This window comes from Serratia sp. CY44782, assembly GCF_052168715.1.
In the GTDB taxonomy this organism is placed as follows: domain Bacteria; phylum Pseudomonadota; class Gammaproteobacteria; order Enterobacterales; family Enterobacteriaceae; genus Serratia; species Serratia nevei.
Genome location: NZ_JBJNME010000005.1, coordinates 132,252 through 158,053, shown reverse-complemented (window position 1 = coordinate 158,053; position 25,802 = coordinate 132,252). Strand labels below are relative to the sequence as shown.

At 57.7% G+C, this 25,802-nt stretch carries 26 protein-coding genes and 3 tRNA genes; 11 read left to right on the top strand and 18 right to left on the bottom strand.

Annotated elements, in window-relative coordinates; translation table 11 throughout:
* Positions 1–217: 217 nt before the first annotated feature.
* Complete coding sequence (locus tag ACJ8HT_RS11030) at positions 218–1,558, top strand: anaerobic C4-dicarboxylate transporter (protein ID WP_126180304.1); 1,341 nt, start codon at positions 218–220, stop codon at positions 1,556–1,558.
* A 170-nt stretch (positions 1,559–1,728) separates the two neighbouring features.
* Here ACJ8HT_RS11030 and ACJ8HT_RS11025 read toward each other — a convergent pair.
* From ACJ8HT_RS11025 to uvrY, 8 genes are all read right to left on the bottom strand, one after another.
* Positions 1,729–1,814: transfer RNA gene (locus ACJ8HT_RS11025), tRNA-Leu, on the bottom strand.
* Between the two features lie 10 nt (positions 1,815–1,824).
* A tRNA-Cys gene (locus tag ACJ8HT_RS11020) sits at positions 1,825–1,898 on the bottom strand.
* Positions 1,899–2,259: 361 nt separating this feature from the next.
* Positions 2,260–2,712, bottom strand: a complete 453-nt coding sequence (locus ACJ8HT_RS11015; protein ID WP_194571927.1) for a hypothetical protein — start codon at positions 2,710–2,712, stop codon at positions 2,260–2,262.
* Positions 2,713–2,815: 103 nt separating this feature from the next.
* The gene (locus ACJ8HT_RS11010; RefSeq protein ID WP_350429769.1) at positions 2,816–3,058 is read right to left on the bottom strand and encodes a competence protein TfoX; all 243 of its coding nucleotides are present in this window, start codon (positions 3,056–3,058) and stop codon (positions 2,816–2,818) included.
* A gap of 571 nt (positions 3,059–3,629) precedes the next feature.
* A tRNA-Gly gene (locus ACJ8HT_RS11005) sits at positions 3,630–3,705 on the bottom strand.
* 144 nt (positions 3,706–3,849) lie between these two features.
* Positions 3,850–4,398, bottom strand: a complete 549-nt coding sequence (gene pgsA / locus ACJ8HT_RS11000) for a CDP-diacylglycerol--glycerol-3-phosphate 3-phosphatidyltransferase (protein ID WP_033642639.1) — start codon at positions 4,396–4,398, stop codon at positions 3,850–3,852.
* A 58-nt stretch (positions 4,399–4,456) separates the two neighbouring features.
* The gene (uvrC, locus tag ACJ8HT_RS10995) at positions 4,457–6,289 is read right to left on the bottom strand and encodes an excinuclease ABC subunit UvrC (RefSeq protein ID WP_194571929.1); all 1,833 of its coding nucleotides are present in this window, start codon (positions 6,287–6,289) and stop codon (positions 4,457–4,459) included.
* Complete coding sequence (uvrY, locus tag ACJ8HT_RS10990; RefSeq protein WP_004927947.1) at positions 6,282–6,938, bottom strand: UvrY/SirA/GacA family response regulator transcription factor; 657 nt, start codon at positions 6,936–6,938, stop codon at positions 6,282–6,284. Before uvrY ends, uvrC begins: the two co-directional genes overlap by 8 nt.
* A 702-nt stretch (positions 6,939–7,640) precedes the next feature.
* Between uvrY and ACJ8HT_RS10985 the strand changes: the two genes are divergently transcribed.
* Together ACJ8HT_RS10985 and ACJ8HT_RS10980 are read left to right on the top strand one after the other, a co-directional pair.
* Positions 7,641–7,865 carry a DUF2594 family protein gene (locus ACJ8HT_RS10985; RefSeq protein ID WP_004927950.1) on the top strand — a complete coding sequence of 75 codons (225 nt, stop codon included), beginning with the start codon at positions 7,641–7,643 and terminating at the stop codon, positions 7,863–7,865.
* Between the two features lie 127 nt (positions 7,866–7,992).
* Positions 7,993–8,334 carry a GlpM family protein gene (locus ACJ8HT_RS10980; protein WP_049201590.1) on the top strand — a complete coding sequence of 114 codons (342 nt, stop codon included), beginning with the start codon at positions 7,993–7,995 and terminating at the stop codon, positions 8,332–8,334.
* A 17-nt stretch (positions 8,335–8,351) separates the two neighbouring features.
* Here the strand turns inward: ACJ8HT_RS10980 and ACJ8HT_RS10975 are convergent, their stop codons facing one another.
* Positions 8,352–8,783, bottom strand: coding sequence for a hypothetical protein (locus tag ACJ8HT_RS10975; RefSeq protein WP_194571930.1), 432 nt, complete (start codon positions 8,781–8,783; stop codon positions 8,352–8,354).
* Positions 8,784–8,954: 171 nt separating this feature from the next.
* The gene (locus ACJ8HT_RS10970) at positions 8,955–9,269 is read right to left on the bottom strand and encodes a hypothetical protein (protein WP_077267548.1); all 315 of its coding nucleotides are present in this window, start codon (positions 9,267–9,269) and stop codon (positions 8,955–8,957) included.
* A 544-nt stretch (positions 9,270–9,813) separates the two neighbouring features.
* Here ACJ8HT_RS10970 and ACJ8HT_RS10965 point away from each other — a divergent pair.
* Entirely contained in the window at positions 9,814–10,173 is a 360-nt protein-coding gene (locus ACJ8HT_RS10965; RefSeq protein WP_194571931.1) for a hypothetical protein, read from the top strand.
* Positions 10,174–10,211: 38 nt separating this feature from the next.
* On the opposite strand, the gene ACJ8HT_RS10960 is transcribed toward ACJ8HT_RS10965, so the two are convergent.
* Genes ACJ8HT_RS10960 through ACJ8HT_RS10945 form a run of 4 tightly spaced genes read right to left on the bottom strand, consistent with a single transcriptional unit; the run spans position 10,212 to position 13,801 of the window.
* A complete protein-coding gene (locus ACJ8HT_RS10960; protein ID WP_194571932.1) occupies positions 10,212–11,480 on the bottom strand; it encodes an NAD(P)/FAD-dependent oxidoreductase in 1,269 nt (422 codons plus the stop codon).
* Positions 11,473–11,733, bottom strand: a complete 261-nt coding sequence (locus tag ACJ8HT_RS10955; protein ID WP_194571933.1) for a (2Fe-2S)-binding protein — start codon at positions 11,731–11,733, stop codon at positions 11,473–11,475. The genes ACJ8HT_RS10960 and ACJ8HT_RS10955 overlap by 8 nt, the downstream gene beginning before the upstream one ends.
* Positions 11,730–12,854 carry an NAD(P)/FAD-dependent oxidoreductase gene (locus ACJ8HT_RS10950; RefSeq protein WP_197652019.1) on the bottom strand — a complete coding sequence of 375 codons (1,125 nt, stop codon included), beginning with the start codon at positions 12,852–12,854 and terminating at the stop codon, positions 11,730–11,732. The genes ACJ8HT_RS10955 and ACJ8HT_RS10950 overlap by 4 nt, the downstream gene beginning before the upstream one ends.
* Complete coding sequence (locus ACJ8HT_RS10945) at positions 12,854–13,801, bottom strand: 4-hydroxyproline epimerase (protein WP_194571690.1); 948 nt, start codon at positions 13,799–13,801, stop codon at positions 12,854–12,856. The genes ACJ8HT_RS10950 and ACJ8HT_RS10945 overlap by 1 nt, the downstream gene beginning before the upstream one ends.
* A 387-nt stretch (positions 13,802–14,188) precedes the next feature.
* On the opposite strand from ACJ8HT_RS10945, the gene ACJ8HT_RS10940 reads away from it, so the two are divergent.
* Complete coding sequence (locus ACJ8HT_RS10940; RefSeq protein ID WP_194571689.1) at positions 14,189–15,043, top strand: AraC family transcriptional regulator; 855 nt, start codon at positions 14,189–14,191, stop codon at positions 15,041–15,043.
* 17 nt (positions 15,044–15,060) lie between these two features.
* Here the strand turns inward: ACJ8HT_RS10940 and ACJ8HT_RS10935 are convergent, their stop codons facing one another.
* On the bottom strand, positions 15,061–15,222 hold the full coding sequence (locus ACJ8HT_RS10935) for a hypothetical protein (protein ID WP_159108343.1): 162 nt from the start codon (positions 15,220–15,222) through the stop codon (positions 15,061–15,063).
* Between the two features lie 29 nt (positions 15,223–15,251).
* On the opposite strand from ACJ8HT_RS10935, the gene ACJ8HT_RS10930 reads away from it, so the two are divergent.
* The 4 genes from ACJ8HT_RS10930 to ACJ8HT_RS10915 are packed head-to-tail and all read left to right on the top strand — an operon-like array spanning position 15,252 to position 20,487.
* Complete coding sequence (locus ACJ8HT_RS10930; protein WP_197652020.1) at positions 15,252–16,172, top strand: dihydrodipicolinate synthase family protein; 921 nt, start codon at positions 15,252–15,254, stop codon at positions 16,170–16,172.
* Positions 16,173–16,227: 55 nt separating this feature from the next.
* On the top strand, positions 16,228–17,844 hold the full coding sequence (locus tag ACJ8HT_RS10925) for an aldehyde dehydrogenase family protein (protein WP_197652021.1): 1,617 nt from the start codon (positions 16,228–16,230) through the stop codon (positions 17,842–17,844).
* Between the two features lie 44 nt (positions 17,845–17,888).
* The gene (locus tag ACJ8HT_RS10920; RefSeq protein ID WP_197652022.1) at positions 17,889–19,454 is read left to right on the top strand and encodes an APC family permease; all 1,566 of its coding nucleotides are present in this window, start codon (positions 17,889–17,891) and stop codon (positions 19,452–19,454) included.
* 19 nt (positions 19,455–19,473) lie between these two features.
* Positions 19,474–20,487 (top strand): Ldh family oxidoreductase, encoded by a 1,014-nt coding sequence (locus tag ACJ8HT_RS10915; protein ID WP_197652023.1) that lies wholly within the window; start codon positions 19,474–19,476, stop codon positions 20,485–20,487.
* Between the two features lie 46 nt (positions 20,488–20,533).
* On the opposite strand, the gene ACJ8HT_RS10910 is transcribed toward ACJ8HT_RS10915, so the two are convergent.
* The 3 genes from ACJ8HT_RS10910 to ACJ8HT_RS10900 all read right to left on the bottom strand — a co-directional run bounded on the left by ACJ8HT_RS10910 (position 20,534) and on the right by ACJ8HT_RS10900 (position 22,716).
* Positions 20,534–21,214 (bottom strand): hypothetical protein, encoded by a 681-nt coding sequence (locus ACJ8HT_RS10910; protein ID WP_197652024.1) that lies wholly within the window; start codon positions 21,212–21,214, stop codon positions 20,534–20,536.
* 177 nt (positions 21,215–21,391) lie between these two features.
* Complete coding sequence (locus tag ACJ8HT_RS10905; protein ID WP_033642623.1) at positions 21,392–21,820, bottom strand: universal stress protein; 429 nt, start codon at positions 21,818–21,820, stop codon at positions 21,392–21,394.
* Between the two features lie 179 nt (positions 21,821–21,999).
* Positions 22,000–22,716 (bottom strand): autoinducer binding domain-containing protein, encoded by a 717-nt coding sequence (locus tag ACJ8HT_RS10900; RefSeq protein ID WP_197652025.1) that lies wholly within the window; start codon positions 22,714–22,716, stop codon positions 22,000–22,002.
* A 334-nt stretch (positions 22,717–23,050) separates the two neighbouring features.
* Between ACJ8HT_RS10900 and ACJ8HT_RS10895 the strand changes: the two genes are divergently transcribed.
* Entirely contained in the window at positions 23,051–24,580 is a 1,530-nt protein-coding gene (locus ACJ8HT_RS10895) for a 3-hydroxyacyl-CoA dehydrogenase NAD-binding domain-containing protein (protein ID WP_141958759.1), read from the top strand.
* Between the two features lie 9 nt (positions 24,581–24,589).
* Positions 24,590–25,801, top strand: a complete 1,212-nt coding sequence (locus ACJ8HT_RS10890; protein ID WP_197652026.1) for an acetyl-CoA C-acyltransferase — start codon at positions 24,590–24,592, stop codon at positions 25,799–25,801.
* The last annotated feature ends 1 nt before the right edge of the window (position 25,802 follow it).

Genomic DNA, 25,802 nt, shown 5'->3' with positions numbered 1-25,802 from the left:
TCAGTAAACCTCTCATATAGTAGAGGTCAGACCTGTCAGCTTGCTTTTTCGTGCGGATGCCACCTACGCCCTGACTCCTTTGAGTGTGACCAGCATCACTCTTTAGGGTTAATAACCATAAATTTATTAGTGCCTTTAGATTTAAAACAACTTTCTGCAGCCAACACGGCCGGAAACTGAGCGCAGTTAAGTTCAACATTATTAAGGCGTATTTATCATGGATTTCTTTCTGCAATTAGCGGTGATATTGGCATGCCTGCTGTATGGGGCGCGTAAGGGCGGCATTGCGCTCGGGTTGCTGGGTGGGATCGGGTTGATGATCCTGGTGTTCGGCTTTCACCTGCAGCCCGGCAAACCACCGGTGGACGTGATGCTGGTGATTATCGCGGTGGTAGCGGCCTCCGCCACCCTGCAGGCCTCAGGCGGTTTGGACGTCATGCTGCAGATCGCCGAACGGATGCTGCGACGTAACCCGCGCTATGTCTCGATCATCGCGCCGTTCGTGACCTGCATTCTCACTATCCTGTGCGGCACCGGGCACGTGGTGTACACCATCTTGCCGATCATTTATGACGTGGCGATCAAAAATAACATCCGCCCGGAGCGGCCGATGGCGGCCAGTTCGATCGGCGCGCAGATGGGCATTATCGCCAGCCCGGTTTCGGTGGCGGTGGTCTCACTGGTGGCGATGCTCAGCAGTTACACCTTCAATGGTCGCCATCTGGAATTCCTCGACCTGCTGTCTATCACCATCCCTTCGACCCTGTGCGGCATTCTGGCGATCGGCATCTTCAGCTGGTTCCGCGGCAAAGACCTGGACAAAGACCCGGAGTTCCAAAAATTCATCTCGGTGCCGGAAAACCATCGCTACGTCTATGGCGATGCTGCCACCTTGCTGGACCGGGTGCTGCCGCGTAGCAACTGGATAGCCATGTGGATTTTCCTCGCCACCATCGCACTGGTGGCGGTGCTGGGGGCGTTTTCCGATCTGCGGCCCAGCTTCGGCGGCAAGCCGCTCTCCATGGTCCTGGTGATCCAGATGTGTATGCTGATGGCCGGGGCGTTGATCGTCATCATTACCCGCACCAACCCGGCGTCTATCTCTAAAAACGAAGTGTTCCGCTCCGGCATGATCGCCATCGTAGCGGTGTATGGCGTCGCCTGGATGGCGGAAACCATGTTCGGTGCGCACCTGGCGCAGATCGAAGCCACGCTGGGCGTGCTGGTGAAAGAATATCCCTGGGCCTATGCGCTGATCCTGCTGCTGGTGTCGAAATTCGTCAACTCGCAGGCCGCCGCGCTGGCGGCACTGGTGCCGGTGGCGCTGGCAATCGGCGTCAACCCGGCCTATATCGTCGCTTCGGCGCCGGCCTGTTACGGTTATTACATTCTGCCGACCTACCCTAGCGATCTGGCAGCGATCCAGTTCGACCGCTCCGGCACCACCCGCATCGGCCGCTTCGTGATCAACCACAGCTTTATTCTGCCCGGCCTGATCGGCGTCAGCGTCTCCTGCGTCTTCGGCTGGGTCCTCGCCGCGGCGTTCGGTTTCTTATGAGTTGTATTTCGGAGCCCTGCGGGGCTCCCTGCAGGCAGGCTGGCAATCCAAGGTCACGACAAGAAAGGAAGAAATGCAGGTGTAATACGAATTTCAGGCACAAAAAAACCGCCTCTCGGCGGTTACGACATTACTGCTTATTGCTTTGATTATTCGGTATTTTAATTCCCTGGTACCCGGGGCGGGACTTGAACCCGCACAGCCATAAGCCGAGGGATTTTAAATCCCTTGTGTCTACCGATTTCACCACCCGGGCTCGGGAAAATTGGAGGCGCGTTCCGGAGTCGAACCGGACTGGACGGATTTGCAATCCGCTACATAACCGCTTTGTTAACGCGCCTTTATTCTGTTTGCCTTTTCAGGCCAAAGCCGGTGATTCACCCACTTCGTTTTGTTCTTTTGGTTGGCGATGTTGAAATCGCTTATCCTAAGCATCTGATTCTTAAGTAATTTATTTCGTTACTGCCGAATCGATGGACTGCATTATGGACTAAACCCCCCACCTTGGCAACCCCCCGAAATAGCAAAAAGTTCTCTAACGCTTTCAACTGCTTATTTTGTGGGCGCACTGTTCACAATGCCGACACAAAGGCAAGCGGAATGTTGATTTTATATGCATCGGCTCAGGAATTCACGGGCAAATCGGTTCTTTTTTCTCGGCAGGAACCGCTTACCCGCACCCTCGCCAGCTTTTCATTTGCTTATGGTGATGGGGTACCGTGCAAAACATCCTCATGGGAGACATCGCGCAATCTCCGGCGCCACCATAAAAACCCGGCGATCGTGCCCGGCAAAACCGCGATCGTACCAAAAATACGCTGATCGGCATTCAGCAAACCAGGAGCAACGGCGGATAGCACCGCGCATAACAACAGAAACCACCGCAATCGGCGAATGCCGGGATGAGCGATTCCGACGATAGCCCCCACCAAACATGCCGGCAGAAAACCGAGCGCATAGGAAAAAGCCCCAATGAACACCAGCATTCCCAGCACATCGCCGACGTTAAAGTACCCGGGATCCACATAGCCACTGCTACCAAACGTCATCAGCAGCAGCATCAGCATGCCCCCCAACGGCGGGGCGACCAGCCCGAAGAACAATATGCATCCAGCCACTCTCCTGACCAGATGCCGTATAGCGCCAGACTTCATACTCCCTCCCGTTCCCGCTTCCTTAATGATACCGGCAGTAGATATTTAACCTATGGATTGCAATAAAGAGGCCCCCACCCGGCGGGCGCCCTAATCCATAGGCTTAAGTGGGTTTCTTCGAGATCTTTTTCTTCGTCGCAGGCAGCTGAGCATAAGTCAGCGCGATTAATTGGGAAAGCCAGGCGCTTTCGCCCCACTTCTCTTCCGGAATCACAAAACAAGGCTTTGCGCCCGGATAAGGCGGCGCTTCTGAATATTCGTTCAGAAACGCTTTGCCGCCCGGCGTCGGTTTAACAAACAACCGATCATCGCATACCAGCGCCACCATTTTCTCAGCGCAATAAATACCCTACTCACCGAACATCTTCTTCGCCGAAAGTTTACCCGACGCAGAGATATTGCCGATGATAAACTCTACCGTACTCAGTTTTGAAACCATCGGACTCCCTTCTTCGTATTCGCAGTACATCCGTATCAAACTCGGTTCAATTTACTCTTATCCAGAGAGTAAACGTTATAGGAACAGATGAGTCTCGCTCTTTAGATGGCCCGTCGTCTAAAGATACCCTCGCCACAATAGAAAAACGGCTGATAAAACACATCGGGCGCCAGATGCTTGAACGACGTCACGATTAATCAGTGACAAGGCAAAGATAGCGGAATCAACGTCGGGCGGCGAGAGAACGCCTGAAAGACCACTTGGATGTCCAGACTATTTGCGAAGAGAGGAAAAGTACATCATGCAAGAAGAGTGCGCGATTCTGTTGCTTCGGCATATCGGATCGATAACCAGCAACGTAACCACTTGATTAAAGATTGGTCGGATATACAGAAAACGGGAAGGGATAGAAAACGAAAAAGGGGCCGAAGCCCCTTTCACTTACCTGCCGAATCACGGGATTCGACCGGCTAATATTTGGAGCGGGAAACGAGGCTCGAACTCGCGACCTCAACCTTGGCAAGGTTGCGCTCTACCAACTGAGCTATTCCCGCATTACCAGAACTGACTGATTTCTTTGCTAACTTTCTGCAATTCATCGTTGCCGTCTGATGCGATGCATTCTACTTACCTGACGTGATGAGTCAATAAAATTGTTGGCTCATCACGATCGTTTGCCGCTTTTTGCAGCGCATCGATCACGGTTCCAGCAGATCGTTACGCGCCGCGTTCAAATATTGGAACATCGACCAGAAAGTCAGCACCGCCGCGATATACAGCAAACCGATCGCCACATACTCTACGGAGCGATCCGGCCGCCACAGCAAGCCCACCAGCGACATCATCTGTGCCATGGTTTTCACTTTGCCGATCCAGGACACCGCCACGCTGCTGCGTTTGCCAATTTCCGCCATCCACTCGCGCAGCGACGAAATGATGATTTCACGGGCGATCATGGTGGCCGCCGGCAGCGTGATCCACCAGCTGTGGTAGTGCTCCGCCACCAGCACCAGCGCCACCGCCACCATCACTTTGTCCGCGACCGGATCCAGGAACGCCCCGAAGCGCGTCGTTTGTTTCCAGCGGCGTGCCAGGAAGCCGTCAAACCAGTCGGTGACGGCGGCAAACACAAAGATAACGGCGCAAACCATCGGAGCCCAGCTGAACGGCAGATAAAACGCCAGCACAAAGAATGGGATCAGAACTACGCGAAACAGGGTAAGCCAAGTCGGTATATTCAATTGCATAATGCTACGGTAACTATCTGGCTAGAGTGGAAATTAAGAGTATGTTGCTACATTGCCCTCAGTGTTTCAATGCATTGTAGATCTTTTCTGCCAATGCTTGTGAAATACCCGGCACTTTTGCAATTTCCTCCACGCTGGCGTTCAACAAAGGTTGCAGTCCGCCCATATACTTCAACAGCACCTGGCGCCGTTTCGGCCCTACGCCTTCAATCAGCTCCAGTGCGCTGGTATTTCTGACTTTCGCCCTTCTCTGCCGGTGGCCGGTAATCGCATGATTGTGCGAATCATCACGGATGTGTTGGATCACATGCAGCGCCGGCGAATCCGGCGGCAGCGAAATCCCCTCGCCTTCCGGCACGAAGAACAGCGTTTCTAACCCGGCCTTGCGATCCGCGCCTTTGGCAATACCAACCAGCAGCGGCTTGTTCTTGTCCCAGGTAACATTCAGAGATTTGAACACGTCGATCGCCATGCCGAGCTGCCCTTTGCCGCCGTCGATGAAGATGACATCCGGGATCTTTTTCTCTTCCAGCGCCTTGCCGTAACGGCGCTTCAGCACCTGCGTCATCGCCGCGTAGTCATCGCCAGGGGTGATGCCGCTGATATTGTAGCGCCGATACTCCGCGCGCACCGGGCCGTTACCGTCGAACACCACGCACGAAGCCACGGTTTGTTCGCCCATGGTATGGCTGATATCGAAGCACTCCATCCGGTTGATTTCCGTCAGGTTCAGCACCTTGGCCAGCTCCGCCAGCCGCTGATGGATCGTCGACTGTTGCGAAAGCTTGGTGGTCAACGCCGTTGCCGCGTTGGTACGCGCCAGCTTCAGATAACGGGCGCGATCACCGCGCGGTTTGCTTTGAATGTGGATCTTGCGCCCCGCCAGCTCGGAGAGCGACTCCGCAAGCAGGTCTTTTTCCGGCAGGCTGAAATCCAACAGGATCTCGCCGGGCAGCGTACGCGCCTGGCTACCCTGCAGATAGAACTGGCCGACAAAAGTCTGCACCACTTCGCTCATATCCGTGCCGCCCGGCACTTTAGGGAAATAACTGCGGCTGCCCAGCACCTTGCCCTGACGGATGAACAGCACGTGCAGGCACGCCATACCGGCGTCGAACGCTACGCCGATCACGTCCAGATCGTCGCTGTCACCCGACACGAACTGCCGCTCGGTAACGCGGCGCACCGCCTGAATTTGATCGCGAATGCGCGCCGCCTCTTCGAAATTAAGCAGTTTGCTGGCGTCTTCCATGCGCGCAATCAGCTGGTGCAACACCTGCTGATCTTTGCCCGAAAGGAACAGCCGCACGTAGTCCACCTGCTGTCGGTACTCCTCTTCACTCACCAGGCCGGCGACGCAAGGGCCGAGACAGCGACCGATCTGATACTGCAGGCACGGACGCGAACGGTTGCGGTACACGCTGTTTTCGCACTGGCGGATCGGGAACAGCTTCTGCAGCAGCGCCAACGTTTCGCGCACGGCGTAAGAGTTGGGAAAAGGCCCGAAATATTCGCCCTTGGCGTGTTTGGCGCCGCGGTGCACCGACAAACGGGGATGAGTATCCGCGCTGAGAAAAATCAGCGGATAAGATTTATCGTCTCGCAAAAGAACATTATATCGCGGTTGGTACAATTTAATGTAGTTATGTTCCAACAACAGCGCTTCCGTTTCGGTGTGGGTAACCGTTACATCTATTTGCGCGATATTTTTAACCAGTGTCTCGGTTTTACGGCTGCTGACCTGCTGCCGAAAATAGCTGGCGAGACGCTTTTTCAGGTCTTTGGCTTTACCGACGTAGATCACCGTGCCCGTGGCGTCGTACATACGGTAGACGCCGGGCTGGCTGGTGACGGTACTCAGGAAGGCTTTGGCATCAAAACGGTCATTCACTGCTTAACAACGTCTCCGCATTGAACAATCCATGTCGGATGGCCAGGTGGGTCAGTTCAACGTCGCCGCTGATATTCAGTTTGCTGAACATGCGGTAACGGTAACTGTTCACCGTTTTCGGGCTGAGACTCAACTGCTCCGAGATCTCATTCACTTTTTTGCCTTTAGTGATCATCAACATGATCTGCAGCTCGCGTTCAGACAGGCAGCTGAACGGAGTTTCGGCCTGCGGCTCCAGCTGACTCAGGGCCATCTGCTGGGCGATATCAGACGCGATATAGCGCTGCCCCGCATGCACGGAACGCAAGGCATTAATCACTTCCTGCGGCGCGGCGCCCTTGCTCAGATAGCCGGCGGCACCCGCCTGCATCACCTTCGCGGGCAAAGGATTTTCAGTATGGATAGTCAACATGATGACTTTGACGTCGGGTGCATAACGCACAATCTTGCGCGTGGCTTCCAGCCCGCCAATGCCCGGCATATTCATGTCCATCAGCACGATATCGACAGCGTTGCCACGGCACCATTTTACGGCGTCTTCACCGCATTGGGCCTCACCGACAACTTTTATACCTTTGATATCTTCAAGAATGCGTCGTATCCCTGCGCGCACCAGTTCGTGGTCATCAACAAGAAGAACGCTAATCAAGGAAAAATCTCCAAAAAAGGGAGTAACGCAATCAGCCTCTGTTTTCGCCAGAGATATTACTTGTTTTTCAGACAAGAATGAATACAGATTAATACATACTTCCGAATAACTTTGCGGAGCAGAGCTGATTTTTCAATTTTAGCCGTCTATGCCGCCAATAAATCGTCACGTCGGAAAAGATCGGGTGACGAAAATAATTTCGTTGCGCTGCGCCTGAGACAGGATAGCGCGATAATCATGCAACGAGGGGGAAATCTGTGTAAGCAATCACGACATGAATAATATTAACACGGCTGCTGGCCGTTTGTAATCATTTGATATTTAAAGACGTAGCAAAAGCGACTGCCATCGCCAGTCGAACCCCTGCGAGCAAAACTATTATTCTCGCTGAACACAGGCAAAATCAGTGCCAGCCGCCCAAAATAATTATAATAATCCCAATTGTTCAACAATAACGTGCCGGACAAATACTTGTTAACCGTCTCGAAATAACTTGCTGATAATTGATGATTCGGGGGGACAATGAAAGGATGTCGCCCAACGTTGAACCCTGAGCAAGCCCGGTGCAGATGGCGGACGCATGCTATGCTATACTCCGCGCCCAGTTAAATTCGCCACCGAGCGTGGAGCAACTTTTCAGCCTGCGCGCAGTGTGCAAAAGCAGCTTGTATCAGGCTACGGCCTCAAAAATCAGGAGAGAAAATGAGCAACGTTGATTTCACTACGTCTGCAAACCCGGAGATCTTGGCGACTGAGGTTGCCTGCCTCAAAGCCACGCTGACGCTGATCCTGAAGTCGATCGGCCAGGCCGACGCCGGGAAAGTTATCATCAACATGGAACGTTTTATCGCCCAGATTGAAGATCCCACTCAGGCAGAAATCTTCAAGAACAGCATTCAGCAAATCAAGCACGCTTACCGCCAGTAAGCGTTGCGCCTCAGACCCGCGCGTAATGCGGGTCTGTTTTTCCCGGCGTTACGCCACACCCCATTGATCTTGCACGGGCTTTCGGGCAGTGTGTTGGGTTTCCCCCACACCCGAGACCGTTATCGTTATGGGCATCCTTGTCAAAGCGCTGATCGGCGCATTGGTCGTGGTTCTGATCGGCCTGCTGGCCAAAACGCGCAACTATTATATCGCCGGTTTAGTCCCGCTTTTCCCCACTTTCGCCCTGATTGCGCACTACATTGTCGGTAATGAACGTTCCATTGCGGCGCTGAAAACGACGCTGATTTTCGGCATGTGGGCGGTGCTGCCCTACCTGGTGTATTTGATTTCACTGTATTTCTTGATTAACAGCTTGCGGCTGTCGTTAGCTCTGGGTGCGGCGGTGCTGTGCTGGGTTGCAGCGGCGTGGCTATTAATTACGCTGTGGGGATGGTGGCAAGGGCGCTAATGCCCTTGCCTGAGCGGTTACGGTCGCCCCGCCTGCAAAACGAAACCACGCTGCCGGTCACCGGCAATACGCAGATAACGGCTTTCACCGGCTCGCAGCGTCATAGGTACGCTGCCGCCGGTATCACGCCAAATGCACAGGTGATTCTCGATCATATCTTGCCCGATGCTGATCGAGATATTGCCTGGCGGCACGCGAAACTCTGCTTTTTCTTTCGCTTCCAGCGAAGCGGCGAACTCTCCATTCACATAGACCCCGGTACGGCAGCTGCCTGCCAGCATTCCGCTGTCGCGTACCACCACCACCGTGGCGTAAGGCGTATCCGGGATATTCTGATAGAGCATCAGACGGCTTGGGGGCGGTGACTCAGCCTGTTGCGGCGGTACAACTTGAGTCGCACATCCCGTCAACAGCGCAGAGGCAAATAACAACGCGGCGTAGTGCTTCATCCTTGTCTCCTGAAAAAATAATGCATATCGTAACAAGAGAGTAGCTGCAACCAATAGTGTTCATGCCGCAGAGCCGAAAAAATCGGATAACTTCCCACTCCCGCCCAGTGTTCTACAGAAATAAGAAGATTCCGCATTAAAGCTATTGAAATAAAGGCGATTCTTACAAATTTAAAACTTTACCATGCCGCGTTTGATATCTGCCGCAAACGCACCGCTGACGTAACTGAAACCATCCGGCGTGACGTAAACCCGGGTATGACCGCTCTCTGATAACACCGCTACCATATATCCCAGGCTGATCATTTCATGTGACGGAACGTTCATCGGGGTTAGAAATCCACGCCCGCGACACCACTGGTAAAAACGAGTTCGCCCATATCCCAACACGGAACCAACATCGGAGAGGTGCTTAAACGTATCATAATCCTCTGATGGTGAAGGTAAACCGTCATGACTCTCAGGCGTTTTCTTTATCCCAGACAAAATAAACTCCTTTTTTGACTCTGTCGCGAACGGTTATCCTTCGTCTGAGCTGAATTTAAAAAATCCCAATTTAAAATGCAAATGAATTCCCTGTAACTAAAAAGCCGTTCATGGAGTAAATCCGAAAATAAAACCACAATAAAAAAACAGAAATAAAAAAATAGGGTATTAATACTGAGCATTAAATCCTTGGCATGGGTAAATATCCTAAATAAAAATAATATTTCATCCGGATAAGAAAATACTTAGCTTGCATATGATTTTTCCTCGCGTAGCGGTCCTAGAATGAGCGGATCATTGCAGCAAAAAGAGAATGGATGAAACAAGAGGTACGTCAGCCTGCCCTCGTTTTGAGATAGCCGCTCCCGACAAGCCCTATCATTTCGGCAACATCATCCTTCAACGCGGCGCTTCCTCAATCACACCTAAACAATAACCATTATCATTTCCAATTGTTTCGTCAGTTTATTACACTTTCATACCTCGCCAGTTAGGAACATTCCTAGGCGGCGAGCCTTAGGATAGAGAAAGAGTTAGGGACACCATGAAGAATTGCCGTTGTTTAATTGTTTTGCCGCTTTTGATGATGACCGCCTGCACCCAATGGGAAAGGCCCGGCGCGGTCGAAAGCACCCGGGATGCCGAATATGCCGAATGCCGTAGCCGCGGCTACGATCGCTTCCCCCCGGACGTGGTGCGGGACGTGGAGTTCAGCTACGAAAACAAATACATCCCTTGCGAGAAAAATAAGAAAGATTGCCCATCGGGATATCGCTATGACAAAGAGCCGTCGATTAAGACGGTGCAGACCGACCGCAACCAGTCCGCCCGAAACGCCACCATCGAAGCCTGTATGTACGGCAAAGGTTGGCGAGAGAAAACCTACTATTGGCCGCAATGGTGATGTGGTGCCATTTGCCTGAGGTAAATGCCACTAACCACTCAGTTGCCGTCATCACTGCAACTCAGGCCCAGCGCAACCAGCGTTTCCGCTCTGACCGGCGTTAAAGGCACACGCGGTGGCGATAAAGGCCAGCCCAAAAGCTGCCTCGCCGCCGTCGCACAGATTTTGCCCTGGCAAGCCCCCATGCCACAACGGCTGCTCAGCTTGGCCGTGTTCCAATCTGGCTGATGGCGCACCTGTTCCAGCGTGACATCTTCGCAGCGGCACAGTAGCGTCTGCGGGTTGGCTAGCGAACTCAGACGTTCATCGAGTGCAAAGGTGCTTGCCACCGCCGTGGCGAAACGCCTCCACTGCCGCCGCTGCGCCGCCAGGGAGTCGGCTTTTGACTTCTGCCCGATGGCGGCATAACCGGCGATAGCGCCTTCGATGAGCGCCAGTTCACTGCCGCCGATGCCGGTACACTCCCCGGCAGCATAAATGTGCGCCTGGCTGGTTTGCTGCCAATGATCTACCGCCACGGCGTCTTGCTCGATCCTACACCCCAACAGCATCGCCAACTCAATGTTCGCCACCAGACCAAAACCACAGGCCAACCTGTCACAAGCGATCGTTCTCTCCTTCCCGCCGCTATTGACGCGCACCGAGGTTAAACGTTCTTGCCCCAACGCCGCCGGTACTCGACTGCCGGCACAGTAACGACGCGGCATCAGAGAAAACGCCTGGCGCAGCTTGGCCGGCCAGCGCCACAGGCCACCGGCGAACGCCGCCAATCGCCAAAGCGGCGCCTGTTCCGCCACCAGCACTACCTCGCCGCCGGCCTGTTTCACGCTGTTTGCCACCGCTAGCAACAGCGGACCACTGCCGGCTATCACCACTCGCTCACCGTGGATCGTCAGCCCCTGCTTGATTTGCGCCTGTAGGCCACCGGCGCCGGTCACCCCCGGCAGCGTCCAGCCGGGAAACGGCAGCAGCAGTTCACGCGCGCCATTGCATAAAATCAGTTTTTGATAGCGAATCACGCCGCAGCCTTCGGCGTCTTCATACGCCAATCGGCCAGCGCCGCACTGCGCCACCAGCTTGCAGCCGGACTGTAGCGCAATATTTTCCCTCGTCGCTATCGCCTGCCGATAGCGGTTCGCCGATTCAGACAAAGCCACCTGCGGGCCGTCGCGCCAGATTTGCCCGCCGGGATGCGGATTATCATCAATCATTCGCACCTGACCACCACTTTCCGCCGCGGCCAGCGCCGCCGCCATGCCGGCCGGCCCGGCACCGACGATCAGTACCTCACAGTCGAAGTTACTCATCATCGCTCCTCTCAATGCGCATGCCGGCTTGGCACAACGTCTGGCACGCCAGGCGACGCAGCCCGTTAATGGTCACCCGACACTCCTGACAAATTCCCATACCGCAAAATGGCGCGCGCGGCTGGTGTGAAATCGACAATCGGCAACGATCCTCGCCGCACAGGCTGAGCGCCGCGGCAACGCTGATGCCTACCGGCACTCGGCAGAGCTCACCATCGATGCTCAACGTGAGCATACTTTGCCTTTCATTCATATCGGCAGCTCCTCGGCGGCAAACGCCCGCGCCGCCAAATACGGGGTATCGTCAATCTCCGGCGTTTGCCGGCCGATCTGCGCAGTAATCAGGGCGGCGCTGCCGAGAGCAGTCGTGACGCCCAATCCCTCGTGCCCCAACGCCAGCCACAGCCATGAATGCCGCGGATGCATGCCCAACAGCGGCAGCCCGTCGGCGGAAGCGGCGCGCAGCCCGGTCCAGCAGCGAATGATGTTCATCTGCGCCAGCGCGGGCAAGAAATGCTGAGCGCGCGTGAGCATCGCCGCCAGTAGCGGCATATCCAACGCCAAATCGACGGCGTCGAACTGACGGGAAGAACCGATCAACCATTGCCCGGTGGGCCGAGCCTGCACATTGAATGCCACCGACGTGCCGTTGCTGGCATGCGCGCTGGCGCCATACCCCAACTCTACCAGCTGATGCCGCACCCGCGGCGGGTAACGATCGGTGATCGCCAAATGCCCCTTCTTGGCGTGCAGCAAAGTCTGCGGCAATAGACCATTGGCCCTAAGGCCGCAGGCCAAGACCACCACCGGCGCCGCCAGGCGCCTGCCGTCCGTCAGCCGCACCGCCTCCTCTTCCAGCGCTGACGCTTCGCCATGCACCACGTCGATCGCCGCTCCGCCGTCGGCCAACAGCCAGCGAGCCGCGAGCGGCGCATACAGAATGCCGTCGCCCGGCACCCGCAGCCCACCGGTCAGGCCGTGCCTCAGCATCGGTTCCATGGCGGCGATCTGCTCCGCCGTCAGCAGCTCTGCAGCCACGCCCTGCTCAGCCAATCGCACCCGCTTTTGCTCGGCGATGGCCATTTCATCCGTTTTATCCGCCAGCCATAGCGTTCCGCAGCCGCGCCAGGCACACGCTTGCGGCATGCGCCCCGTCACCTCTCGCCATAACCGCAACGAATAAGCGCTCAACGCCAGCTCGGCCGGGTTGTCGTCCATGCACACCAGATGCCCCATGCCGGCGGCCGTGGCGCCGGCGCGGCCATCGTCCACCACCGAGACGCAATACCCTTCTCGCGCCAGCCGCCAGGCGCAGGCGGCGCCGATGATGCCAGCGCCGATCACGATGACATCGACTTTCCGCCCGACGCCCATCAGCGTATTCCCCAGACAAAGGGATCGCGTTCGTCGAGCAGCAGTTGGCTATCGGCACACACATAGGCCTGCCCGCGAATAAAGGGGGTTATGCGATCGCCATTCCGGCGATAGTAGGCCTGAAATTCGCTGCCGATCACGCTGGCCTGCCGCCACTGCGTGTCCGGCGGCAGTTTGCCGTCCGCCGCCAGACACGCCAATTTGGCGCTGGTGCCGGTGCCGCACGGGGAGCGATCATAGGCTTTGCCGGGGCACAACACGAAGCTGCGGCTGTCGGCCTGCGGATCGTCACCGAACAGTTCGATATGGTCTATCACCCCGCCGTCTTCACCGCAGATGCCCGCCTGCTCCAACGTCTGCCGCACCGCCCAGGTGAACGCGGTCAACGCCTCCAGATTTTGTTTATCGATGGGCAACGGCGACTCGCCGATCAGGAAGAACCAATTGCCGCCCCAGGCGATGTCACCCGTCACCGGCCCGTAACCCGCCACCTCAAGCCGCACCTGGCGGCGGTAACGATAAGCCGTCACGTTCTCCACCGTGACGCTGCCGTCCTCGTGCAGCGTGGCGTTTACCGGGCCGACCGGGGTCTCTATCAGGTGACGCCCGGCGTGGATGCGCCCCAGGTGCGCCAGCGAAGCGATCAGACCGATAGTGCCGTGACCGCACATGCCCAGGTAGCCGCTGTTGTTAAAGAAGATCACACCGGCGGTGGCCTGTGGCGAACAGGGGCGGCACAGCAACGCCCCCACCAACACGTCGTTACCGCGCGGCTCGAGCATCACCGCACAGCGCCAATCGTCATAATGTTGCGCGAAACGCGCCCGCCGTTCCGCCATGCTGCCCTCGCCAAGATCGGGAAAGCCTTCCACGATCAGGCGGGTCGGCTCTCCGCCGGTATGAGAATCGATCGCCCGCAAAGCGGTGATATGCGCAGAAAGTGCCATCGGCGTCTCCTGGGTTAATGAGATGTTACCAATGGCGTTAGCCTGAACGAATGTGGCCATAACGGCTTGATGCGTTTCGGCGCGGCAAATGAAGAAATCAGCACAGTGACAAAAGTCAGGCCTGACGCGTCACGGGGACGCCCTTAACGAACACCATAACAATAACTTATTTATCATGGCGTTACTTTCATGCTAAACCTCCGCGTGGCGAGAAACGCCGCAGTTTTCAAGCAACCGCCACGCATCGCCCGGCAAAAGTATGCGGCAATCCGCATATTTGGCAGGCGACCGGAAATAGCGCTTGATTCGTTACAAAAAAGTTAATATTGATGCGAATGCGCCAACCTGGCCGCCTGTTTTTTCGGCTAACGACGAAAAGGGACTGCTATGCGATCCACTTCAGACCACCAGCCTCAGGTTTCTCTCTCGCCGCCTTCGCTAGCGGGGTTGCCGGAGCAGGAAGACGTTTTTGCCATTGAGCATCTGTCGCGCCTGTGCGACGGGCTGGCGCAGCAGCGCCCGAACAACCTGCGCGATCTGCTGAATACGCTGGCGCTGATTGCACCGTTGCTGAACGCGATCCCCAACGTGGTGTTCTTTATCAAAGACGCCCAGGCCCGCTACCTGCTGGCCAACCTGACGCTGGCCAGGCGCTGCGGTTTCAAAACCGTCACGCCGCTGCTGGGCAAGACCTCCGCCGACGTTTTTCCCGCTCAGCTCGGATCCGGCTATACCGAACAAGATCTGCGGGTATTGCGCCACGGCGTGCTGATTCAGGATCAGCTCGAGATGCACCTGTACAACGGCCGCGAAACCGGCTGGTGCCTGACGCAAAAGCTGGCGCTGTATGACGCACAGGGAAAAATCATCGGTATGGCGGGTATTTCGCACGATCTGCAGGAAGCCAGGGCTAATCACCCGGCCTACCAACGGCTGGCGGCGATCGACGTGCACATCCGCCGCCACTACGCCCGACCGATCGCGCTTGAGGAGCTGACGGCGCTGACCGGCTTGTCGGTGGCGCAGATCGAACGCTACTGCAAACGTATATTCCACCTCACCCCGCGCCAGATGATCCACAAAGTGCGGTTGGAAAAGGCCACGGAACTGCTGGCCGGCGATCTGCCGATCACCGACATCGCGCTGCTGTGCGGCTATACCGATCACAGTGCCTTCAGCCGTCAATTCAAAGCGATGACCGGCTCTACGCCGCGCGATTTCCGCCTGACGCTTTCCGTTTAATGCGCTGATTTATCTGGTTAACCCCCTCTTTTCACGGCGGCCACCGCGCCTGTTTTTTCACGCCCGCTTGTCGGCGCCATTGTGCCAATTTCGTCGCGGCAATCGGCGAAAAGCGTCAAGCCTCCCTGCGCAATACCGGTCAATCTGTCGGTGAGCCTTACCAAAGATTCACTTTTCATTAACACTTTCGGACGACAGGACAAACACGATGAGCCATAAAGCCATAAGCTGGAGCGGCGTATTCCCGGCGGTGACGACCCAGTTCCGCAACGATTTCTCTCTGGACCTCGACGCCACCCATACGGTGATCAAAAACCTGGTGCGTGACGGCGTCTCCGGCCTGGTGGTGTGCGGCACCGTCGGTGAAAACACCTCGATGACGGTGCAAGAGAAGCTGGCGGTGATCGAAGTGGCAAGAGACGCCGCCGACGGTAAAGTTCCGGTGATCGCCGGCATCGCCGAGTTCACCACCGCCTTCGCGCAGAACATGGCGCGTGAAGCGCAAAAGGCAGGCGTCGACGGGATTATGGTGATGCCGGCGCTGGTCTACTCCGCCAAGCCGCACGAAACTGCCGCGCACTTCCGCAGCGTCGCCGGCGCGACCGATCTGCCGATCATGGTCTACAACAATCCTCCCATTTACAAAAATGACGTCACGCCCGATATCCTGACCTCGCTGGTCGACTGCGAAAATATCGTGTGCTTCAAAGACTCTTCGGGCGACACCCGCCGCTTTATCGATCTGCGCAACGAAGTCGGCGATCGCTTCGTGCTGTTTGCCGGGTTGGACGATGTGGTGCTGGAAAGCCTCGCCGTTGGTGCGCAAGGTTGGATCTCCGGCATGTCCAATGCCTTCCCGCGCGAAGGAGAAACGCTGTTCCGGCTGGCGAAGGAAAAACGCTATGAGGAAGCCTTGGCGCTGTACAGCTGGTTTATGCCACTGCTGCACCTCGATGCCCGCCCCGATCTGGTGCAGTGCATCAAACTCTGCGAACAGCGGGTCGGTCGCGGCAGCGCCGTCACTCGTCCGCCGCGCCTGGCGCTGCAGGGCGAGACGCTCACCGAGATCAACGCCGTGATCGATAAAGCGCTGGCCACTTGCCCTGCGCTGCCGAACGTCGGCCTGTAACGCCTTCATCGCCCGGCCATGCCGGGCGTCATGCTTTCTCTACCGGGGGGAACCGATGCCCAACGATCGCTACGCCGCCATCAACGGCCAACAATTTATCGGCGGCCAGCGCCGCGCCGCAGGGGAAGCGGCGCTGCTCAGCCTGCGCGCCGACGACGGTGAGCCGACCGGCTACCGCTTCCATCAGGCCACGGCGGCAGAAACCGCCGCCGCCGCAGAAGCTGCCGCCGCGGCCTTTGCACCCTATTCGCAGCTCAGCGCGGAACAACGCGCGAACTTTCTCGACGCCATTGCCGAGGAGTTAGACGCGTTGGATGAGGCTTTCTTCGTCTTCGCCATGCAGGAAACCGCCTTGCCGCCGGTGCGGTTGAGCGGCGAACGCGCCAGAACCAGCGGCCAGATGCGGCTGTTCGCTACGCTGCTGCGGCGCGGCGACGTCGAGGGCGTGCGCATCGACTGTGCGCTGCCGCAGCGCTCCCCCCTGCCGCGCCCCGATCTACGTCAATATCGCATGGCGCTCGGCCCGGTGGCGGTATTCGGCGCCAGCAACTTCCCGCTGGCGTTCTCCACCGCGGGTGGCGATACCGCCGCCGCGCTCGCCGCCGGCTGCCCAGTCGTGTTCAAGGCGCACAGCGGCCATATGATCACCGCCGAGCTGACCGCTCAGGCGATCGAGCGCGCACGGGAACGCACGGGGATGCCCGCCGGCGTTTTCAACATGATCTTCGGCAACCGCGTGGGAGCCGACCTGGTACAACATCCGGCGATTCAGGCCGTGGGATTCACCGGCTCGCTGCAAGGCGGCCGAGCGCTCTTCGACCTGGCGATGCAACGCCCTCAACCTATCCCGGTCTTCGCCGAAATGTCGAGCATCAACCCGGTAGTGATCCTGCCACAGGCGTTGGCGCGACGCGGGCAGCACATCGCGCAGGAACTGGTCTCTTCCTTTACTCTCGGCTGCGGTCAGTTCTGCACCAAGCCCGGCGTGATCGTCGCGCTGCGCGGCGCCGCCTTCGATCGGCTGGCCGAAACGATGAGCACCTTGGTCAACGCCGCCGAGCCGCAACCGATGCTGAATACCGGCACGCTGGAGCACTACCGCCACGGGCTGGCGGCCCTCGATGCGCACCCCGGTATGCACCGTCTGGCGGGCCGCAGCGAAACGCCCCCTCATCGGGCGACGGCACGGCTGTATCAAGCGGAGGAGGCACTGCTGCTGCAGGCCGATCCGCTGCTGCAACAGGAGGTCTTCGGCCCGGCCAGCATCCTGGTGGCGGTGGATAACGAAACACAGCTGCATGCGGCGCTGGTGGCATTGCAAGGCCAGTTAACCGCCACGCTGCTGGCAGACGACGACGATCTCGATATGGCCGCCGGGCTGACGACGCTGTTGGCGCGCAAAGCCGGCCGGGTGCTGTTCAACGGATATCCGACCGGGGTAGAAGTGTGCGACGCGATGGTGCACGGCGGCCCCTATCCGGCAACCAGCGACGCACGTGGCACCTCGGTAGGTACGTTGGCCATCGAACGTTTCCTGCGGCCGGTCTGTTTACAAAACACGCCAGCGGCGCTGTTGCCGCCACCGCTGCAGGACGCCAACCCGCTCAATCTGCTGCGGCTGGTGAACGGCGTTTTCACCCGAGATCCCCTAGTTTCACCTGCCCAAAATTAGCCCGGCCGCATCTGCCTGCCACTCAATAACAAAAGGGTAATACTATGACAACCCAAGGCAAATTCAAGAAGCAGCTTACGCTCACCGATCTGACGTTCATCGGTCTGGGCGCCATCTTCGGCTCCGGTTGGCTATTCGCCGCCAGCCATGTCTCCTCCATCGCCGGCCCGGCCGGTATCTATTCCTGGCTGATCGGCGGCCTGGCGGTGCTGCTGCTCGGCATCGTTTACTGCGAGTTGGGCGCCGCCCTGCCGCGCGCCGGCGGCATCATTCGCTATCCGGTGTTCTCGCACGGCGAATTGATGGGTTATCTGCTGGGGTTTATCACGCTGATCGCCTTCTCCAGCCTGATCGCCATCGAAGTCGTCGCCGCCCGGCAATACGCCGCCGCCTGGTTCCCGTTCCTCAGCCAGCCTGGGTCCGGCGACCCGACGCCGATCGGCTGGCTGGCGCAGCTGGCGCTGCTGTGCTTTTTCTTCGCGCTTAACTACTACAGCGTCAAAACCTTCGCCAAATCCAATAACCTGATCAGCGTGCTGAAATTTCTGGTGCCGCTGCTGGTGATCGTGGTGTTGTTCAGCTTTTTCAAACCGGAAAACCTGCACAGCCAGGGCTTTGCTCCCTTCGGTTCCGCCGGAGTTGAAGCCGCCATTTCCGCCGGTGGCATCATCTTCGCCTACCTCGGCTTGACGCCGATCATTTCGGTCGCCAGCGAGGTGCAAAGGCCGCAGCGCACCATTCCCATCGCGCTGATCCTGTCGGTGGTACTGTCCACTATCATCTATGTGCTGCTACAGATAGCGTTTCTCGGCAGTATCCCCAGCGAGATGCTGAGCGGCGGCTGGGCCGGCATCAGCCAACAGTTCTCCCTGCCGTTCCGCGACATCGCCATCACGCTGGGCATGGGATGGCTGGCATTTCTGGTGGTCAGCGATGCGATCGTTTCGCCGAGCGGCACCGGCAACATCTATATGAACGCCACGCCTCGCGTGATCTACGGCTGGGCGCGCGCCGGCACCTTCTTCAAACTGTTCACCCGGGTGGATGGCGAGTCCGGTATTCCCCGCCCGGCGCTGTGGCTGACCTTCGCCCTTTCGGTATTCTGGACGCTGCCGTTCCCGTCGTGGGAAAAACTGATCGGCGTGGTGTCCGCCGCGCTGGTACTGAGTTACGCCATCGCCCCGGTCACTGCCGCCGGGCTGCGGCGCAATGCGCCCAATATGCCGCGTCCGTTCCGGGTGCGCGCCTTCTGCGTGCTCGGCCCGTTGTCGTTTATCATTTCGGCGCTGATCGTCTTCTGGTCCGGCTGGGATACCGTCTCCTGGCTGCTCGGTTTGCAGATCCTGATGTTCTTCATCTACATCCTGTTCAAAAATCAGGTGCCGACCCACGCCGTTAGCCTCCGGCAGCAAATTTGGTCCTCGCTGTGGCTGATCGTCTTCTATGCGCTGGTGATCGCACTCTCCTACCTCAGCAGCTTCGGCGGCATCGGCGCCATTGCCCACCCGTGGGACACCCTTACCATGGCGGTGATTGCGCTGGCGGTTTACTACTGGGGCGCCTATACCTGTTTACCCCAGGCCAATTTTATCGGCGATGAAGAAGAATGAACCCAGGGAGGACATTAAAATGACATCCATGCACGTTCTGTCGCTGGAACAGGCTTATCAACTGGCGTTGCGCGCACTGCGCAGCAACGGTTTCAATCAAGCGCATGCCGAGGCGGTGGCGCAAAATGTCACCCAGGGTGAGCGCGACGGCTGCGCTTCGCACGGGTTGTACCGGCTCTTGGGCTGCGTGCGATCGCTGCAGGCAGGCAAGGTTTCCGCCGATGCGATACCCAGGCTGTTCGACCAGGCGCCGGCTATCTTGCGCACCGATGCCGGCGGCGCGTTTTCTCTGCTGGCCTACCGCACCGCTCTGCCGGCCTTTGTCGAGAAGGTGCGCGCCAACGGCATCGCCGCGCTGGCGATCAACCGCTGCGTGCACTTCTCCGCGCTGTGGGCCGACATCGAGCCGTTGACCGAGCAGGGGTTGGTGGCCTTAGCCTGCACGCCGAGCCACGCTTGGGTGACGCCGGCCGGCGGTTCACGCCCGCTGTTCGGCACCAACCCCATCGCCTTCGGCTGGCCGCGCCCGAATCGGCCACCGTTTTTGTTCGACATGGCCACCAGCGCTGCGGCGCGCGGCGAAATCGAATTACATCGCCGCGCAGGCACCCCGCTGCCTGAAGGCTGGGGCATTGATAAGGCAGGCAATCCGTCCACCGATGCCGCCAGCGTATTGGAGGGCGCTATGCTGACCTTCGGCGGGCACAAGGGCTCGGCGCTGGCGGCGATGGTTGAATTATTGGCTGGGCCGCTGATCGGCGATATGACCAGCAAAGAGTCGCTGGCCTACGACGACGGCACCGGTTCGTCGCCTTACGGCGGTGAGCTGATCATCGCGTTGGATCCCGAACGTTTTCTCGGTGCGGATCAGGAGAAATATTTCGCCAACGCAGAGGCGATGTTTGCCGATATGCAGGCGCAAGGCGCACGCATCCCAGGCGAACGCCGTTATCGACAGCGGCGCCAGAGCGAACAAGACGGCGTAGAGATCCCCAGGACGTTGTACGACGAAATAGTGGCGCTGTGCGATTAGCGCCGAATTGATGCCCCCGCGCCGGCAATCCGGCGCGGGGAAAGACTTATCCTGCCTGAGCCAGATCGCTGTGCAGGCGCTTGCGCCATACCGGTTTGGTATCCCAGCGGGCGAAGTGTTTCGCCTCTTTACCCGGCTGCACCTGATGCCACATGTCCTCTTGCCACCGGATCGGTTCCTTTCCTCGCAACGTTGGGCGGGTCTGTTTAATCGTCCGTTGCAAGACGCTCGCTTCTTCTGCAGTAATGTTCGGCGCCTGTCTGGCGGCGTCCAGCGCACGGTTTCCCAACGGCTCCATCACCCGATATAGCACGTTGACCTGCTGCTGCGTCGCTCGCTGATTAGTGCTCATGCCATTACCCGACCAACCGTCGAAATTTTCACCGGGATCGTCCCCCTGCGCACGATATTCATTACCCGGCCCCTCGACGATATTCCATCCTTGCCAGGTCACCAAAGTGTGTAATCCATCGCGATCCTGCAGGTTTTTATTCTTGATCTGTTTGAGCACCTCGGCGCGGTTTGGCACACCGATCAGGTTCATAAACTCGTCCAGCGCGTCCCAATGCTGCCCCGCGACCAGACCATTCCAGACATTACGTAAACAGTTCCAGGGAATGGTGTGATGCCAGGTCAGCGTGATATGCGGTTTGGTTGATGCATGTTGCCAACGGTTCGGTTCACTGCCCCTATCGCCTCTGATGATCCCATCGACTTCTAATGGCATAGCTGCCCCTCTTCTGGCTGAAATGAAGAATATGCGCAAGGCCGGTGCCCCGGTTGGCATAAAAACGTCAGCTAAAATCGTAGCAGCTCAGGCTGAGATGGCAATAAAACGCCAGGCACGCTCTGCAGCCGACCGGCAACCGCAGAACGCGCCCGAAAACGGTGGGCTTAAGACGGATTATCTGACGACCATCACCGAAATATTGGCATGGCGAACGATAGCGGCAGCGTTAGACCCCAGCAAATAGGTTTTCACGCTCGGGCGGCGCGAACCGATGATGATCAGATCAGCGTCGATCTCTTCCGCCAGCTCCAGCGCCTGATCGCGCGCAGAGCCGAAGCTGACGGTGTAATTGAGGCGATCCAACGGCAGATCGATTTCCGACATGATTTTCTTCAGCTTCTCGACCGCCTTCACTTCCGCCTGATTCTCAAATTCCTTGAGACCGAACGAATAGGCAGTCACAAAAGCCGAGGCATCCGGCAGCGCATGGAAGAAATGCACTTTAGCGCCGGACATCTTCGCCAAATATTCCACATGCTTCAGCGCATGTTCGGTCAACAGGTCCTCTTCAATATCGATCGGCACCAAAATAGTCTTGTACATATCACGTCCTTTCTATGTAAACCGGGTGCCTACAGAATACTGCCGCGCTCGGGCGCGGTGAATCGCTTTATCACGCTTTTGTGATCGGGGGTAAATACTGATAAGGATAGTTCTTAATTTAACAAAATATAAACATCACACCAATAACGGATAGGCGATTAATTATTTAGTACTCGAGATTAAATCAGCTGCAAATAAACCGCTTTGGCGGTGGCGGCGGTCTTATTAGCGACAGAAAGTTTTTTAATCGAGTTGCCTATATGGAAATTGACTGTGCGTTCGCTTACTCCCATCAGCAGCGCAATCTCTTCCGCCGTTTTCCCTTCGCTGCACCAGCGCAAGATGTCTTTTTCGCGCAGCGTCAGCACATATTTTATCGCGTCGTCGTTCACCGATATCAAAGCTTCCCGCAGCGTTTTATGAGCGGTTTGCGCTAGCCAAAGGAAAAAGGTTTCATTTGCCGCCCGCGCTTGCGGCGTTTGCTCCGGCAACGCCCTGCCGGCAAACGTCAGGATCCCCAGCCGGCCATAGCAATCCTTAACCGACTGCGACCAACCTGCGCACAGGCCGAATTGCGCCATATGCCGCCAAAGCGTCGGCCGCTCGTGATAAAAGCTTTCGTCCCACTGGAACTGCAGCGTGGAATGGTGAGCGCGCTCAATAACCGGATCCTGCAAATACACCCGCTGCCGCCGATAATCCTCGAGATAGTTCGCTGAAAAATTCCCTTCGATCAGCATCTTGGGGCGGCTGGCCGGATAACAGGAAAACACGATGTAGGAGAAATAATCAAACCCCAGCGCCTCGGCGCAGGGCTCCAGCTGCGTCAGAAAGCATTCGCGATCGGCCAGGCTGCCAATCACCTCCGCCATGAGCCGTTGAGTGCGGGTATCCATAACGCAGGTTCTCCAGATAGCGATGCCGATTTATCGATAGGTCAGACTCACTATAGAATATCGTCGCCCGGCGCCAGTAGCCGTTTCATATAATAAAAAATACCAACGCTATAACGAAAACAGCTATTCCCTTTAAAATAAGCCTTTTATTGCACCGAATTGGAAAACTGCGCGAATAGCATAATCTCCTCGGCACGTAAACCTGTCATTTCTACCGTTAGACAGCCGGGACACCGCCAATTACTTTCCAGACAGGCACCCAGTGCCGCCGTAAATCCAAAGAGATAATAAGCATTTGCGAATTTCGCATGGCATACAGTGACGGGGATTTTCTATGGCAGAAAGTAATGCGGCAATTCAGTCGGCTGCGATTATCGGCGCGGGAACGATGGGCAGAGGCATCGCTTATCTTTTCGCGCAAAAAGGCATTCGCACGGTGCTTTATAATCGCAACGGCAATACCCTCAGTCAGGCTCGCGACTATATCGAGCTAGACCTGAACAAGAAAGTCGAACAGGGCAAGATCGCGCTGCAGGATAAAGGCGCGGTGTTGGCCAATCTGGTGTTCACCTCGGTATTTGAGACCATTGCCGACAGCGAGCTGGTGATAGAAACCATCGCCGAGCAAGAGCAAACCAAACTTGAGGTGCTGGCGACCATCGCCGCTGCAGTCAAGCCCGACACGCTGATCGCCACCAATACCTCCTCACTGTCGCTAAATAAGCTGGCAACCGCGGTGACGCACAGCGAGCGGTTTATCGGTTTGCACTTTTTCAACCCCGCGCCGCTGATGAAACTGATTGAAATCATCCCGGCCTACTGTACTGCATACGCCACCACGGAGCGTTGCCGCCAGCTGGTGGCCGCGTTGGGGAAACGTGACGTCGTCTGCCAGGCCACGCCGGGGTTTATCGTCAACCGCATGGCCCGCCCCTACTACCTGGAAGGGTTCCGACTATTGGAAGAACACGTGGCGCGCGCGCCGCAGATCGACCGTGCCCTCAAGGCCGGTGGGCACTTTCGTATGGGGCCACTCGAACTGACCGATTTTATCGGTCAGGACATCAACTATCAGGTCAGTCGGCAAATCTGGCAGGACATGCAATACGACGCGCGCTATACCCCCGGCCACCTGCAGCGTTCGCTGGTCGATGCCGGTCTATTGGGAAAAAAGAACGGCCGCTCCTATTTTGCCGTCGAAGAAAACGCCCCGCCGGTGATGGCCGCCACCGATGCAGACATTGAGACGCTGCACGTTTACGGCGAACACCCTTTTTTTACCCTGTTACAACAGCGGGCCGCGCTTCAGTGGCCACGGCTGCGCGTGGAACAACGGCCGGCATTACCGGGCCTGGGGCCGGCCGTCCGGATCAATGACGCTTTCACCATCAGCATCACCGATGGCCGCACGGCAAACCAGCTGGCCGAGCAGACGGCGGCGGATGCCTTTGTGGTCGATGTTGCCCTGAATTACGCCGACACGGCGTATCTGGTGGCAGCGCACAGCCGCCACGCCTCTGGGGCCAATAAAGCGCTGTTCTTACGCCTGCTGCACACGGCAATCCCGCAGGTTGAATTTATCAAGGATTCCCCGGCCTTGATCGTCGCCCGCGTCCTCAGCAGCCTAATCAACGAGTCGGTGATCATGGTGGAAAGCGGCGTCTGCAGCCGGGAAGACATCGATGTCGCCGCCGTCGCCGGCGTTAACTACGCCGACGGCATTTTCGGCTGGCTCGATAGCCTGGGGGAGAAAAACGTCAGGACGACGCTGAGCAACCTGGCGCAGTTGCTGCACGCGGCGCGCTATGCGCCGCATTACACCCTTCTGCACGCCGCGCAACCGGCGCTGACGACCACGCCATAAGGATTAATGATGAGCATTCAAGATGACGGCGTTTATCTGATCGACGGCACGCGCACGGCGATCGGCACCTATGGTGGCAGCCTGGCGCATACCCGCCCCGACGACATGGCGGCAACGATCATTCGCAGTCTGCTGCAGCGCCATCCGGCGGCGGAAACGAGCCTGGACGAAGTGGTTCTGGGCTGCGCCAACCAGGCCGGCGAGGACAACCGCAATGTCGCCCGCATGGCGGCGCTGCTTGCCGGACTGGATCCGTCGGTGCCGGCCATCACCCTCAACCGCCTTTGCGCCTCCGGGTTGGATGCCGTGATCTACGCCGCGGCAAAAATCCGCAGCGGCCTTAGCGAACTGATTCTGGCCGGCGGCGTGGAAAGCATGAGCCGCGCGCCCTATGTGCTGAGCAAGAGCGAAACGCCGTTCGATAAGGGGGTAAAGCTGTACGACACCACGCTGGGATGGCGCTTTGTTAATCCGCGGCTGGCGGAGCGCTACGGCAGCGATCCGCTCGGCATCACGGCAGAAAACGTGGCTCAACGGCAGCATATCTCACGCGAGGAACAGGATCTGTTCGCGCTGGCCTCGCAGCAAAAGGCTCGCCGGGCGATCGACAGCGGCCGGCTGGCACGGGAAATCACGCCCATAGACGTGCCGGCGGATCGTAAAACGACCCGCATATTCGCGCAGGACGAGTTTCCCCGGCTCAGCACGCTGCAACAGTTGCAGACGCTGAAACCGGCGTTCTCCGCCGGCGGTACAGTCACGGCAGGCAACGCTTCCGGCATCAACGACGGCGCCGCCGTGCTGCTGCTGGCTTCCGGGCGCTACGTGAAGCGTCAGGGGTGGCAACCTCTGGCGGAGATCGGCGACAGCACGGCCGCCGGGGTTGAACCGGCGCTGATGGGGCTGGGGCCGATCGCCTCCACCGAGCGCTTACTGCAGCGCGGCGGGTTCACCTTGAACGACTTCGACATCATCGAGATTAACGAAGCGTTCGCCTCACAGGTCCTAGCGGCGCTGAAACACTGGCGTATCGACGCCAACGACGCGCGGGTTAACCCGAACGGCGGCGCCATCGCGCTCGGTCATCCGTTGGGGATGTCCGGTGCGCGCCTGGTGCTGTCGGCGGCGCTGGAATTACGCGACCGACAGGCGAGCAACGCATTGGTGACGATGTGCGTCGGCGTCGGCCAGGGTCTGTCACTAAACCTTAAAGCCGTTTAAC

Bases quoted from the DNA above. Each gene is read 5' to 3' on its own strand.
- ACJ8HT_RS11030 (WP_126180304.1), top strand. From the start codon at position 218: ATGGATTTCTTTCTGCAATTAGCGGTGATATTGGCATGCCTGCTGTAT.
- ACJ8HT_RS11015 (WP_194571927.1), bottom strand. From the start codon at position 2,712: ATGAAGTCTGGCGCTATACGGCATCTGGTCAGGAGAGTGGCTGGATGC.
- pgsA (WP_033642639.1), bottom strand. From the start codon at position 4,398: ATGCAATTGAATATACCGACTTGGCTTACCCTGTTTCGCGTAGTTCTG.
- ACJ8HT_RS10985 (WP_004927950.1), top strand. From the start codon at position 7,641: ATGAGCAACGTTGATTTCACTACGTCTGCAAACCCGGAGATCTTGGCG.
- ACJ8HT_RS10980 (WP_049201590.1), top strand. From the start codon at position 7,993: ATGGGCATCCTTGTCAAAGCGCTGATCGGCGCATTGGTCGTGGTTCTG.
- ACJ8HT_RS10975 (WP_194571930.1), bottom strand. From the start codon at position 8,783: ATGAAGCACTACGCCGCGTTGTTATTTGCCTCTGCGCTGTTGACGGGA.
- ACJ8HT_RS10965 (WP_194571931.1), top strand. From the start codon at position 9,814: ATGAAGAATTGCCGTTGTTTAATTGTTTTGCCGCTTTTGATGATGACC.
- ACJ8HT_RS10960 (WP_194571932.1), bottom strand. From the start codon at position 11,480: ATGAGTAACTTCGACTGTGAGGTACTGATCGTCGGTGCCGGGCCGGCC.
- ACJ8HT_RS10955 (WP_194571933.1), bottom strand. From the start codon at position 11,733: ATGAATGAAAGGCAAAGTATGCTCACGTTGAGCATCGATGGTGAGCTC.
- ACJ8HT_RS10950 (WP_197652019.1), bottom strand. From the start codon at position 12,854: ATGGGCGTCGGGCGGAAAGTCGATGTCATCGTGATCGGCGCTGGCATC.
- ACJ8HT_RS10945 (WP_194571690.1), bottom strand. From the start codon at position 13,801: ATGGCACTTTCTGCGCATATCACCGCTTTGCGGGCGATCGATTCTCAT.
- ACJ8HT_RS10940 (WP_194571689.1), top strand. From the start codon at position 14,189: ATGCGATCCACTTCAGACCACCAGCCTCAGGTTTCTCTCTCGCCGCCT.
- ACJ8HT_RS10935 (WP_159108343.1), bottom strand. From the start codon at position 15,222: ATGAAAAGTGAATCTTTGGTAAGGCTCACCGACAGATTGACCGGTATT.
- ACJ8HT_RS10930 (WP_197652020.1), top strand. From the start codon at position 15,252: ATGAGCCATAAAGCCATAAGCTGGAGCGGCGTATTCCCGGCGGTGACG.
- ACJ8HT_RS10925 (WP_197652021.1), top strand. From the start codon at position 16,228: ATGCCCAACGATCGCTACGCCGCCATCAACGGCCAACAATTTATCGGC.
- ACJ8HT_RS10920 (WP_197652022.1), top strand. From the start codon at position 17,889: ATGACAACCCAAGGCAAATTCAAGAAGCAGCTTACGCTCACCGATCTG.
- ACJ8HT_RS10915 (WP_197652023.1), top strand. From the start codon at position 19,474: ATGACATCCATGCACGTTCTGTCGCTGGAACAGGCTTATCAACTGGCG.
- ACJ8HT_RS10910 (WP_197652024.1), bottom strand. From the start codon at position 21,214: ATGCCATTAGAAGTCGATGGGATCATCAGAGGCGATAGGGGCAGTGAA.
- ACJ8HT_RS10905 (WP_033642623.1), bottom strand. From the start codon at position 21,820: ATGTACAAGACTATTTTGGTGCCGATCGATATTGAAGAGGACCTGTTG.
- ACJ8HT_RS10900 (WP_197652025.1), bottom strand. From the start codon at position 22,716: ATGGATACCCGCACTCAACGGCTCATGGCGGAGGTGATTGGCAGCCTG.
- ACJ8HT_RS10895 (WP_141958759.1), top strand. From the start codon at position 23,051: ATGGCAGAAAGTAATGCGGCAATTCAGTCGGCTGCGATTATCGGCGCG.
- ACJ8HT_RS10890 (WP_197652026.1), top strand. From the start codon at position 24,590: ATGAGCATTCAAGATGACGGCGTTTATCTGATCGACGGCACGCGCACG.